The sequence below is a fragment of the Pseudoruegeria aquimaris genome (assembly GCF_900172235.1).
Lineage (GTDB): Bacteria > Pseudomonadota > Alphaproteobacteria > Rhodobacterales > Rhodobacteraceae > Pseudoruegeria > Pseudoruegeria aquimaris.
In genome coordinates this window covers 1-11,737 of sequence record NZ_FWFQ01000022.1, presented here as the reverse complement: position 1 = coordinate 11,737, position 11,737 = coordinate 1, and the positions used below count along the sequence as shown (strand labels likewise).

12 protein-coding genes are annotated in these 11,737 nt (G+C 67.7%); all 12 read left to right on the top strand.

Going from position 1 to position 11,737, the window contains the following annotated elements; genetic code table 11:
• Positions 1–71: 71 nt before the first annotated feature.
• Positions 72–749: an EF-hand domain-containing protein gene (locus PSA7680_RS18975; protein WP_139838666.1), complete on the top strand. Its 678-nt coding sequence runs from the start codon at positions 72–74 to the stop codon at positions 747–749.
• A 186-nt stretch (positions 750–935) separates the two neighbouring features.
• The gene (locus PSA7680_RS14130; RefSeq protein ID WP_085869368.1) at positions 936–1,322 is read left to right on the top strand and encodes a DUF302 domain-containing protein; all 387 of its coding nucleotides are present in this window, start codon (positions 936–938) and stop codon (positions 1,320–1,322) included.
• A gap of 40 nt (positions 1,323–1,362) precedes the next feature.
• Entirely contained in the window at positions 1,363–2,091 is a 729-nt protein-coding gene (locus PSA7680_RS14125; protein ID WP_085869366.1) for a TVP38/TMEM64 family protein, read from the top strand.
• A complete protein-coding gene (locus PSA7680_RS18580) occupies positions 2,088–2,456 on the top strand; it encodes a hypothetical protein (RefSeq protein WP_139838665.1) in 369 nt (122 codons plus the stop codon). The genes PSA7680_RS14125 and PSA7680_RS18580 overlap by 4 nt, the downstream gene beginning before the upstream one ends.
• A gap of 81 nt (positions 2,457–2,537) precedes the next feature.
• Positions 2,538–2,918: a hypothetical protein gene (locus PSA7680_RS14115; protein ID WP_085869364.1), complete on the top strand. Its 381-nt coding sequence runs from the start codon at positions 2,538–2,540 to the stop codon at positions 2,916–2,918.
• Positions 2,919–3,050: 132 nt separating this feature from the next.
• Entirely contained in the window at positions 3,051–4,109 is a 1,059-nt protein-coding gene (locus PSA7680_RS14110) for a YncE family protein (protein WP_085869363.1), read from the top strand.
• A gap of 33 nt (positions 4,110–4,142) precedes the next feature.
• Positions 4,143–5,528 carry an MBL fold metallo-hydrolase RNA specificity domain-containing protein gene (locus PSA7680_RS14105; RefSeq protein ID WP_085869362.1) on the top strand — a complete coding sequence of 462 codons (1,386 nt, stop codon included), beginning with the start codon at positions 4,143–4,145 and terminating at the stop codon, positions 5,526–5,528.
• A complete protein-coding gene (locus PSA7680_RS14100; RefSeq protein ID WP_085869361.1) occupies positions 5,525–7,033 on the top strand; it encodes a thymidine phosphorylase family protein in 1,509 nt (502 codons plus the stop codon). The genes PSA7680_RS14105 and PSA7680_RS14100 overlap by 4 nt, the downstream gene beginning before the upstream one ends.
• Positions 7,030–7,986 (top strand): ribose-phosphate diphosphokinase, encoded by a 957-nt coding sequence (locus PSA7680_RS14095; RefSeq protein WP_085869360.1) that lies wholly within the window; start codon positions 7,030–7,032, stop codon positions 7,984–7,986. Before PSA7680_RS14100 ends, PSA7680_RS14095 begins: the two co-directional genes overlap by 4 nt.
• A 59-nt stretch (positions 7,987–8,045) precedes the next feature.
• Complete coding sequence (locus PSA7680_RS14090) at positions 8,046–10,322, top strand: copper-transporting P-type ATPase (RefSeq protein WP_370738561.1); 2,277 nt, start codon at positions 8,046–8,048, stop codon at positions 10,320–10,322.
• 2 nt (positions 10,323–10,324) lie between these two features.
• Entirely contained in the window at positions 10,325–11,443 is a 1,119-nt protein-coding gene (locus PSA7680_RS14085) for an NAD-dependent epimerase/dehydratase family protein (RefSeq protein ID WP_085869359.1), read from the top strand.
• Positions 11,444–11,454: 11 nt separating this feature from the next.
• The coding region (locus PSA7680_RS14080) for an amino acid permease (protein ID WP_217808350.1) at positions 11,455–11,737 on the top strand (283 nt) is incomplete at its 3' end.

The window sequence follows — 11,737 nt, the reverse complement described above, 5'->3', positions numbered from 1 at the left end:
TTGTAACGCTTTATATCAGGCGGGCCGTTTGCGACAAACCGATACAAAACGGCCGGGGCAGGGGGGTGGTAGTGCGGGTTCCGGCAGCCATATGCTTGGTATCGAAACGAAACAACCGCGAGGTAAAAGTCATGAAACGCAAGTTTGCTCTGGTCGCAGGGGTTCTGGCCGCAACCGCATTGGCTTTGCCGGCATTGGCCGCAGGTCAGCATGGCAATGCAGGCCAGCAGGGCGGCATGATGCAGGGTCAACAGGGCATGATGCAGGGCCAGCAGGGTGGCATGATGCAGGGCCAACCGGGTGGGATGATGCCGGGAAAGATGGGTGGTGGCATGATGGGCGACCACGCCGGCATGATGCAGATGATGATGAAGATGCACGGCCAGGGTATGATGGGCGGCATGCATGGCCACGGCATGAAGGGCGATAACTGGCTTGCCGTTCTGGACGCCGACGAGGATGGCCGCCTGAGCCAGGCCGAGATCACCGAAGGCCTCAAGGCCCGGATGCAGGCCCATGACGCAGACGGCGACGGCAACCTGTCGATCGAAGAATTCGAGGCGCTGCATTCCAGCATGATCCGCGAAACCATGGTGGACCGGTTCCAGCAATTCGACGCCGATGGTGACGGTGCCGTGACGCCAGGCGAGATCGAGAAGGGCGCCAAGCAGATGGCGCGCAAGCATGGCATGAAACCGCCCAAGCCCGCGCCCGCCGACGACGCGGCCGAGGAACAGGCTGACAACTGATGTAGGCCGTGGGGCCGGGCCGGTCGGCCCGGTTCCGCCGCCCGCCACAAGGAGGATTGCAAAATGATGGGTTATGGTGCCGGAATGGGGTTCGGATATGTCTGGATGTTCCTGATCGGGCTGCTGGTCGTCCTGGCGATCATCGCGCTGATCAAATACATCGCCAAGTAAGCCGGAGGCAGAGACATGGGCTATACCCTGACCCGCGTGATCGAAAACTCCGACGTCGACAGCCTGGACCCGCGCGTGCGCGCGGCGCTGTCCGACAAGGGGTTCGGCGTGCTGACCGAGATCGATGTCAGTGCGACGATGAAAAAGAAGATCGGCGCCGAGATGGAGCCGTATCGCATTCTGGGCGCCTGCAACCCGCACATGGCCTATCAGGCGATCGGGATCGAGCCACGCGTGGGCGCCATGCTGCCCTGCAACGTGATCCTGCGGCAGATCGGCCCTGACGTCGAGGTCAGCGCGATCGACCCGGTCGCCTCGATGCAGGCGATCGACAATGCCGAGCTCAAGGTCGTGGCCGGGCAGGTGCGCGAGATGCTGCGCGAAGTGATCGAGGCGATCTGACACGAAAGGAGGGCGTGCGCTGAAGACCTGGCCGAACCGGATGCGAGCGGTTCTGATGCTGGCCGCGATGGCCGCCCTGACCGTGGCGGCGTGGCTGTGGTTTTCCGGGGCCGCCCCCTTTGCCCTGACGCGCGAAACCGTCGCCGAATGGGTGGCGCGGGCGGGGCTGTTCGGACCGCTGCTGGTGATCGGCCTGATGATGGCCGCGGTCGTCGCCAGCCCGATCCCCAGCGCCCCCATCGCCGTTGCGGCCGGGGCGGCCTATGGGCACGGGCTGGGCACCGTTCTGGTGGCCATCGGGGCGGAACTCGGGGCGCTGATCGCGTTCCTCATCGCGCGCTGGCTGGGGCATGACGCCCTGCGCAAGTGGTTTGGAGAAAGACTGGACATGGGATTGCTGGGCTCGCAGAACGTGTTGATGGTGACGGTGTTCACCAGCCGTCTGATGCCGTTCGTGTCCTTCGACATGATCAGCTATGCCGCCGGGCTGACCCGCCTGCACCTGTGGCGTTTCGCGGTGGCGACCCTGGCGGGAATCCTGCCGGCCAGCTTTGTCCTTGCCCATCTGGGCGGCGAGATTGCCGGGGCCGAGGCCCGCGGCGCCGGGCTGGCCGTGATCGGCCTGGGTCTGCTGACCGGGGCGCCGCTGCTGTGGCTTGCGTGGAAGCGTGGCGGGAAAGAAAGTCCGCAGCTCAAGGACTTGAGCCAGATCAACGCGGAAAGGGAAAACGGCTCTAAACTGCCGCGTCAGAAAGGAAACCGGAAGTGACACGCGCAGCATGGATATCCGCAGCGGTGACAGCGGCCCGGGCCACCGGTCGGCTGCGGGCCATGCTGATTTGCGCGCTGGTGGTGTCGATGCTGGTCGCGGCCTTCCCCTCACATGCCGGGCACGAGATCGCCCATCCCGATACCCATGCCGAGTTGACGGCGTATAGCCCGGACCAGTCCGATGGCGTCGATCCAGGCGCGGATGTCGACTGTTCGGTGCACCCGGGGTGCCATGCGGTGGTTCTCGGCGATGCAGCCGAAGTGCCGGTGATGCATGTTTCTTCGGCCGTTTCCCCTGAACGGCGCGACCCGCTTGCCGGGATCCTGGTTCCCCCGCTGCCACATCCACCGAATCTTTCCTGAATTTGGCCGGCGGCGGCCCCGGACCATTCCGGGCCGCCCGATTGCCGCAATTCGCGGCGTCGCAAGTTCAGGAATGTTCCGATGTTCACCTATCTCTACTTCATCCTTGCCGCAGTTCTGCTGCTGGTGGTTCTGCGCCTGACCTGCGGCCCCTGCGTGATGGGGCACCCGGTTAACCCGGTGCAGGACGCCCCCGCGCATCCCCGCCTGCCGGTGGTCGTGCTGGGCTGGGCGCTGAGCCTGTTCCTGACCATCACCTATGTGCTGTGCGTGGGCTTTGACCTGATCTTTCCCGATTACGCCATGAACGGGGTCTGGATCGGCCTGATGCCGGGTATGACCTGGCTCAGCGTGCCGTCCTTCCTGCTCGGGCTGGTCTGGGCCTTCCTCTATGGCTGGTATGGCGCCCTGCTGTTCGGAGGGCTGTTCAACGCCATCGCCGCCCGCACCTATCCCAACTGACCGAAAGGAGACGGCCATGAAAGCCATCGCTCTGACCCTGCTTCTGACACCCTTCCTGATGATCCTCTTCTACCGGATCTTTCTTCACGTGCCCGCCAAGGTGCCCGTTCCGATCGACGAAAGGAAAAGCAAATGACCCTGTCCAGACTGGCGGCAACCCTGTCCATCGCGGCCTTGTCCGCGCCGTCGCTGGCGCTGGCCGCGACCGTGTTCATTCCCGAAGGCAGCGCCAACTCGATCCTGATGGTCGATACCGAGACCGCCGAAACCCTTGGTCGCCTGCCGGGGCTCGAAGCGATCCACGGGCTGGCCGGCGCGCCCGGCGCGAAATACCTGGTCGCCGGCAGCTTTGCCGAGATCGACCGGGCAGAGGCCGCAGCCTCGGCAAAGCCCGAAGGCATGTCCCAGGATGACCACGAGGCCCACCATGCCAAGCGCGACACGTCGGCGATGCCCGCCGATAAGGGGCTGAGCCTCGTCACCGTCCTGGATGCCGAAACCCGCCAGGTGGTGCAGCGGATCGAGGTGCCCGGCGCGGTGCATCACACCGCCGTGTCCCCTGACGGCCGCTTTGCGGTGGCGACCCATCCGGCGGGCGACGGGATCTCGATCATCGACCTTGAAACGCTCGGCTTCCGCGGCTTCGTGCCGACGGGGCCGATGCCCAACTATGCCGTGTTCGCGCCCGACGGGGGCAAGGTCTATGTCACCAACACGGGCAACGGCACGCTCAGCGAGGTGGATGTCGCCAAGGGCTACGTGACCCGCAACATGCCGGTCGGTGAAGGCCCCGAGCATCTTGTGCTGAACGCCGCCGGCAGCGCCGCCTTCGTGGCGGACAGCGACGGCGGCAAGGCCTATCGCGTGGACCTGGCCAGTGGCGGCGTCACCGATACCTATGACATCGGCGGCGAGTTGCACGGGCTTGGTCTGTCGGACCGCGAGGGTGTTCTCTTCGTCGCCGCCAAGGGCACCGACCGGCTGGTGTCGATCGACCTTGCCACCGGCAAACAGCGCGAGGCCAGCCTGTCGCCCGCGCCCTATCACCTGACGACCATTCCGGAATCCGGCAAGCTGATGGTGTCGAGCCGGGCCGAACCCAAGGTCTGGATCGTCGATCAGGCCAGCCTGACGGCTTCGGGCGAGATCGCCATCCAAGGCGAAGGGCACCAGATGGTGGTGCTGCCCTGACACGGTGCGCCGCACCGGAGAAAGGAGAAGTCCATGAGCAAGTTCAAATCGCCAACCCTGCGGTTCATGGGGGCCACCGGCACCGTCACCGGCTCGCGCTACCTCGTCGAGGCCGAGGGCCGCCGGATCCTCGTCGATTGCGGTTTGTTCCAGGGCTACAAGCAGTTGCGCCAGCGTAACCGCAGGCCTTTCCCGGTGCGGCCCCGCAGCATCGACACGGTGCTGTTGACGCACGCGCATCTGGATCACTCGGGCTATATCCCGGCGCTGGTGCGCGCTGGGTTCGCGGGCCGCGTAATCTGTACCGCGTCGACCGAGGAGCTGGCCGGGCTGATCCTGCCCGACAGCGGCCACCTGCAGGAAGAAGAGGCCAAATACGCGCGGCGCAAGAAATACTCGAAACACGCGCGCCCCGAGCCGCTGTATACGTTCGAGGAAGCCAAAGAAGCCCTGACCCGCTTTGACGCGGTCGGGTTCTCCGATCCGGTCGATCTGGGCCACGGCGTAACGGCCGAGTTCATCCCCGCCGGGCACCTGCTGGGGGCGGCGCAGATCCGGCTGAACATCGCCGGGACCGTGCTGCATTTCAGCGGGGATCTGGGCCGGGACACCGACCCGCTGATGCGGCCCCCGGTGCCGTTCGGCGGGGCGGATGTGCTGGTGTGCGAATCCACCTATGGCAACCGGCTGCACGAGGCGGTGGATGCCGAAGCGGAACTGGCCCCGGTGATCCGGCGCGTGGCCGAGCGCGGCGGCACGATCCTGATCCCGGCCTTTGCCGTGGGGCGCGCGCAGGGGCTGATGTATCATATCGCCCGGCTGCGCAAACGGGGCGAGATCCCCGACATTCCGGTCTATCTCAACAGCCCGATGGCGACGGACGCGACCGAGATCTACCACCGGCACCACGAAGAGCATCACGTCAGCCGGGAAGACTGCAAGGCCATGTTCGAGATCGCCCACCGGGTGCGCGGGGTTGAGGAGTCCAAGGCGCTGAACACCAACCCGTATCCCAAGATCATCGTCTCGGCCAGCGGGATGCTGACGGGCGGGCGCATCCTGCACCATGTCGCCAGCTATGGCGGCGACCGGCGCAACGCGATCCTGCTGTCGGGGTTCCAGGCCGGCGGCACCCGTGGCGCGGCGCTGGCGGCGGGGGCCGATCACCTGCGCATCTTCGGCAAGGATTTCCCGATCGAGGCCGAGGTGATCCAAATGGGCTCGTTCTCGGGCCATGCCGACGCGAACGAGCTGATGCGCTGGCTGGGCGCGGCGCCGCAGCCACCGCACATGACCTACATCACCCATGGCGAACCCGACGCCGCGGACGCGTTGCGGTTCCGCATCGAACACGAGCTGGGCTGGAACGCTCGGGTTCCCGAACATCTTGAGACGATTCAACTGGAGCGCCCGCGATGACCGTCGAGGACCACAGCCTGCGCCTGTTGCTTGCCGGGATCGACACCTACAGCCAACCGGTCGTCTACATGCACGAAGATTGCCATGTCTGCCGCTCGGAAGGGTTCCGCGCCCTGGCCCGGGTCCGCATCGACTGCGGCGACAGGTGGGTCATCGCCTCGCTCAACGTGGTGACCGACGGCGACTGGCTGCCCGTTGACGCAGCGGCGCTGTCCGACACCGCTTGGGCCGCGCTGCAACCGGGCGACGGCGCGCGGGGCGTGTTCTCGCATCCCGAACCGCCTGCCGCGGCCTCGGTCATCCGCGCCAAGGTCTATGGCGAGCGGCTGGGGCAGGCGCAGTTCGACACCATCATGCGGGATGCGCTGGCGCAGCGACTGTCGGATCTGGACCTTGCCGCCTTCGTCACCGCCTGCGCCGCAGACCGGTTGGATTTCGACGAAACCATCGGCCTGACCCGCGCCATGCAGGGGGCGGGCGAGACGCTGGACTGGGGCGACCGGCTGGTGCTGGACAAGCACTGCGTCGGCGGGCTGCCGGGCAACCGCACCACGCCGATCGTGGTGGCGATCGTGGCGGCGGCCGGTCACCTGATTCCCAAGACCTCGAGCCGCGCCATCACCTCGCCTGCGGGCACCGCCGACACGATGGAAGTCATGGCGCCGGTGGCGCTGGACATCCCCGCCATGCGGCGGGTGGTCGAGGCACAGGGCGGCTGCATCGTCTGGGGCGGCGGGCTGCGCCTGAGTCCGGTGGACGACATTCTGATCCGCATCGAACGGCCTCTGGATTTCGACAGCGAAGGCCAGCTGGTGGCCAGCGTCCTGTCCAAAAAGGCCGCCGCCGGTGCGAAGCGGGTGGTAATCGACATCCCCGTTGGGCCCACGGCCAAGGTCCGCTCGCAGGCGGCCGCGGCGGCGCTGTCGGCGCGGCTCGAAGCGGTGGCCGAAGCCATCGGGCTGGACCTGATGATCCAGATCAGCGACGGCAGCCAGCCGGTGGGGCAGGGGATCGGCCCGGCGCTCGAGGCGATGGACGTGCTCAAGGTGCTGCGCCGCGATCCCGACGCGCCCGCCGACCTGCGCGACCGCGCCCTGAACCTTGCGCGGGTGCTGCTGGACATGGGCGGCGGCACGGCCGCCCGGCACAACCGGGCGCGCGAATTGCTCGACAGCGGCGAGGCCGAGCGGCGCTTCATGGCGATCTGCGAGGCGCAGGGTGGCTTTGCCGAGCCGCAATTCGCCCCGCACCGGATGCCGGTCGTGGCCCCGCGCGACGGGATGGTCACGGCAATCGACAACCGCCGCATCGCCCGCACGGCCAAGCTGGCCGGCGCGCCGCAGCGGCCACGGGCCGGGGTGCTGCTCAGGGCGCAGAGGGGCGACACGGTCCATCGCGGCGCGCCGCTGTTCGAAATTCATGCCGAAACACCCGGAGAGCTGGCCTATGCGCAGGACTATGCCGCCAGCCATCCCGCCATGTTCAGGATCGAGGAGCCGTCATGACACCCGTACTTGCCCCGTTCCCCGAAATGCTGCCCCTGGCCGAGAAGCTGGCCCCGCTGATGGGGGCCGGGCTGGCCCCGGTGGGCTGGCACCATTTTCCCGACGGCGAAAGCCTGGTGACGCTGGATGCCGACGTGGCGGGGCGTGACGTGGCGCTCCTGTGCACCCTGCGCGACCCCGACCGCCACGCGCTGCCCCTGCGTTTTGCCGCCGAGACCGCGCGCGACCTGGGCGCCGTCAGCGTCGGGCTGATCGCTCCCTATCTGGGCTACATGCGGCAGGATCGCCGGTTCGCGCCGGGGCAGGCGGTCAGCGCGCCGCTGTTCGCCGCCTTCCTCGAGGAAAGCTTTGACTGGCTGGTCACGGCGGACCCGCATCTGCACCGGATCCCCAGTCTCGACCGGCTGTTCACCATTCCCGCGCGGCGGGTGGTCACCGCGCCGCTGCTGGCCGAATGGATCGCCGCGCATGTCGATGACCCGGTGCTGCTGGGCCCCGACAGCGAAAGCCAGCAATGGGTGGCCGGGGTCGCGGCCAGGGTGGGATGCCCCTACGAGGTCCTGCGCAAGCATCGCAGCGGCGACCGCAGCGTCGAGATCAGCGTGCCGGACAACCCGGCATTGCGAACCGGCACGCCGGTCATCCTCGATGACATCGCTTCGTCCGGCCGCACGCTGGTGCGGGCGATCGAGCGGCTGAGCGAGGCCGGGGCCAGCGCACCGGTCTGCGTGGTCATCCACGCGGTGTTCGCCGGACAGGCCCATGCCGACATCCTTGCCGCGGGTGCCCGCGAAATCGTCACCACCGACAGCATCCCGCATGAAAGCAACGCGATCGGCCTCGCCCCGCTGCTGGCCTGCGCGGCGCAGGATGCAATGACCGAGTTGACCTTCCAGCCACTGGAAGCTGTAAACCTTAATCCGAACACAGGTCTGAAGGACTGCGATCAATGAATGACCACATCCACGCCCCGACCTTCGAAGACGATGAACTGGCGACCTATGTCTGCCCGATGCACCCGCAGGTGCGCAGCGCCGAGCCCGAGGATTGCCCGGTCTGCGGGATGCATCTGGTGCCCGAGGGCGAGGTCGACGCACATGCGCATCACCACCACGCGCAGGCGACGGACGACAACGGTGAATATGACACCGTTCCGGCGGGCTATTCCGGCCCGGTCTATACCTGCCCGATGCACCCGCAGGTGCGGCAGACGCATCCGGGCTCGTGCCCGCTCTGCGGTATGGGGCTGGAGCTGGAAAGCGCGGCGATGGCCGACGAAGGGCCGAACCCCGAACTGGTGGACTTTACCCGCCGTTTCTGGATCGGTGCCGTGCTGACCCTGCCGCTGCTGGTCTTCACGATGGGGCCCTATGTGGGGCTGTCGGGCGTCCGTGAGATCTTTGGCGAACGCGCGACCCTGTGGATCGAACTGGTGCTGGGCACGCCGGTGGTGCTGTGGTGCGGCTGGCCGTTCCTTGAACGGGGCTGGACCTCGTTCCGCACCATGAACCTCAACATGTTCTCGCTGATTGGCATGGGGGTGATGGCCGCGTGGCTGTTCAGCGTGGTGGCGGTGCTGGCGCCGGATGTCTTCCCCGACGGGTTCCGCGATGCCGAGGGCCATGTGGGCGTCTATTTCGAGGCGGCGGCGGTGATCGTCACGCTGGTGCTGCTGGGGCAGGTCATGGAACTGCGCGCCCGCGAAGGCACCGGCAAGGCGATCCGGGCGCTGCTGGACATGGCGGCCAAGACCGCCCGCATCATCCGCCCCGATGGCAGCGAAGAGGAAATCCCGCTGGAAGAGGTGCAGGTGGGCGACCGCCTGCGCGTGCGTCCCGGTGACAAGGTGCCGGTGGATGGCGTCGTGCTGGAAGGGCGCTCGTCGGTGGACGAGAGCATGATCTCGGGCGAGCCGGTGCCGGTCGAGAAGGTGGCGGGCGAGCCGGTGACCGGGGCCACGATCAACGGCACCGGCACCCTCGTGATCGAGGCCACCCGCGTGGGTGCAGACACGATGCTGTCCCAGATCGTCGAGATGGTGGCCAATGCCCAACGCAGCCGCGCGCCGATCCAGAAATACGCCGACAAGGTGGCGGGCTGGTTCGTGCCGGCGGTCATCGTCATCGCGGTGCTGGCCTTTGTCGGCTGGGCGATCTGGGGGCCTGACCCGGCGCTGTCCTACGCGCTGATCGCCGCCGTGGCGGTGCTGATCATCGCCTGCCCCTGCGCGCTTGGCCTGGCGACGCCGATGTCGATCATGACGGCGACGGGTCGCGGCGCGCAGGCCGGGGTTCTGATCAAGAATGCCGAGGCGCTGGAGCGGTTCGAGAAGGTCGATACCCTGATCGTGGACAAGACCGGCACCCTGACCATGGGCAAGCCGCGGCTGGTGGCCGTGCTGCCCGAGCCCGGCCATGACGAGACCGAGGTGCTGCGGCTGGCCGCGACGCTGGAGAAGGGCTCGGAACACCCGCTGGCCGAGGCGATCGTCGCCGGGGCCGAGGAGCGTGGCGTGGCCCTGTCCGACGCCACTGACTTCGAGGCGGTGACCGGCAAGGGCGTCAAAGGCATGGTGGATGGGCGCCCGGTTGCGCTTGGCAACCTGAAACTGGTCACCGATCTGGGGCTCGACGCCGCCGACCTGACCGCCAAGGCCGATGCGCGCCGCGATCAGGGCGAGACGGTGATGTTCGTGGTGCTGGACGGCGAGGTGGCCGGTCTGGTCAGTGTCGCCGACCCGGTCAAGGAGACCACCCCGGCGGCCTTGCAGGCGCTGCACGATTTGGGCTTTCGCATCATCATGGCCACCGGCGACAACGAGCGCACCGCAAGGGCCGTGGCCGAACGTCTGGGCATCGACGAGATCCGCGCCGACGTGTTGCCCGAGGACAAGGCCCGCATCATCCGCGAGTTGCAGGAGCAGGGCGCCAGGGTGGCGATGGCGGGCGACGGGGTGAACGACGCCCCGGCGCTGGCGCAGGCCGATGTCGGCATCGCCATGGGCACCGGCGCCGACGTGGCGATCGAAAGCGCGGGCTTCACGCTGGTCAAGGGCAACCTCGACGGCATCGTGCGCGCCCGCCGTCTGGCCCGCGCCACCATGCGCAACATCCGCCAGAACCTGTTCTTTGCCCTGATCTACAACGCCTCGGGCGTGCCGGTGGCGGCGGGCGTGCTGTTCCCGTTCTTCGGCATCCTGATCAGCCCGATGTTCGCCGCCTTCGCCATGAGCGCCTCGTCGATCTCGGTGGTGCTGAACTCGCTCAGGCTCAGGGGGGTGAAGATATGAACATGTCCCGGCCCACGACAACCGACAAGACCCGGGTCTGGATCCTGGGCGGCACGGGTGCCGTGGGCCGGCAGGTGTTGCGCCGGTTGCCGCAACAGCGGGTCGTTGAGGTCATCACCGTGTCGCGCGGCGCCCCGGCGAAGGCCGCGTGGCCACGACATGTGCAGATGGACCTGAGCCAACCGGACGTCACACTGCCGCTGCACAGGGGCGACAGGGTGATCAACCTGACCCAGCGGACGCCGCCGTCACTCGTGTACGAGACCATCAGGCGCGGCGCGGTCTTCGTCGACAGCTCTGCCAGCCCGACCTACGTGCAGGCCCTGCGCCGGGCTGCGGTCGAGGCCGCCGGGCCCGGCTATCTGCTGGACTGCGCGGGCGTGGCGCCCGGACTGACAAACATGATGGCGTGCCGGGTGGTAGAGAGGCACCCAAAGACCCGGCGCACGGAAATCGCGGTCGAACTGGGACTGAGCAAACATGCCGGCCTCGCCGCGACCGAGTGGTTCCTGCGCAACCTCGGCACGTCTTACGACGCGACGATCAACGGAGCGGCGCGGAACCTGCGCCCGGGAGAGCTGCAGAGCCGCTTTCCATTCCACGACGGAGCACCCGCCCGGCTCGCCCTGGGCTTCCCCTTCGTCGAGCAGTCTGTGCTGGCGCAGAAGTTTCCCGGCCCGAGCACGACCGTTCTGAGCTATCTGGCGCTGGATCCGCCCTGGGCCACCGCTGCCGTGGCACGGCTTCTGCGGTGGGGTGCGGGCGGCGTCCTGTCCCGCAACGCCGACAGGGCCGCCCGTTGGCTGCTGCGCCTGCCAGCGTTTGGACCGGCCTCGACCCGCGTAGTGGTGCGTGGCTTCGACCGTGAAGAGCGGAAAACCGGCGAATTGCGCTTTGTCACCGGGGACCAGACCTCTGCGACGGCGGCGGTCATCGCCGCCACCGCGCTGGCCGCCCCGGTGCTTGCCGCGACCAGCGGGCCGGTTCTGACCGCCGCCGACGTGTTGACGCTGGACGAGGCGGTTGCAGCCATCCGGGCGGTGCAACCCGAAGCGCGTCTTGAAGGTGGAACTGGTGCCGAACCGGCACTCGGGAAACCTGAGAAGGAGGTAGCGGGATGACGCATCAGCACATGGCGCATGGCAAGGATGGCGGCCTCAAGGCCGGGTCGATCACCCTGACCGGGGCGGTGGCGATGGGCACCGGCGTCATGATCGGTGCGGGCATCTTTGCGCTGACCGGTCAGATCGCCGGGCTTGCGGGGCCATGGTTTCCGCTGTCCTTCGTGGTCGGGGCCGTCGTCACCGCCTTCAGCGCCTATACCTACATCGCCATGTCCAATGCCTGGCCCTCATCGGGTGGCATCGCCATGATCCTGACCAAGGCCTACGGGCCGGGCGCGGTCGCGGCGGCGG

What these genes read in the sequence shown, in the direction of transcription:
- PSA7680_RS14130 (WP_085869368.1), top strand. Translation starts at nt 936, where the DNA reads ATGGGCTATACCCTGACCCGCGTGATCGAAAACTCCGACGTCGACAGC.
- PSA7680_RS14125 (WP_085869366.1), top strand. Translation starts at nt 1,363, where the DNA reads ATGCGAGCGGTTCTGATGCTGGCCGCGATGGCCGCCCTGACCGTGGCG.
- PSA7680_RS14115 (WP_085869364.1), top strand. Translation starts at nt 2,538, where the DNA reads ATGTTCACCTATCTCTACTTCATCCTTGCCGCAGTTCTGCTGCTGGTG.
- PSA7680_RS14110 (WP_085869363.1), top strand. Translation starts at nt 3,051, where the DNA reads ATGACCCTGTCCAGACTGGCGGCAACCCTGTCCATCGCGGCCTTGTCC.
- PSA7680_RS14105 (WP_085869362.1), top strand. Translation starts at nt 4,143, where the DNA reads ATGAGCAAGTTCAAATCGCCAACCCTGCGGTTCATGGGGGCCACCGGC.
- PSA7680_RS14100 (WP_085869361.1), top strand. Translation starts at nt 5,525, where the DNA reads ATGACCGTCGAGGACCACAGCCTGCGCCTGTTGCTTGCCGGGATCGAC.
- PSA7680_RS14095 (WP_085869360.1), top strand. Translation starts at nt 7,030, where the DNA reads ATGACACCCGTACTTGCCCCGTTCCCCGAAATGCTGCCCCTGGCCGAG.
- PSA7680_RS14090 (WP_370738561.1), top strand. Translation starts at nt 8,046, where the DNA reads ATGCACCCGCAGGTGCGCAGCGCCGAGCCCGAGGATTGCCCGGTCTGC.
- PSA7680_RS14085 (WP_085869359.1), top strand. Translation starts at nt 10,325, where the DNA reads ATGTCCCGGCCCACGACAACCGACAAGACCCGGGTCTGGATCCTGGGC.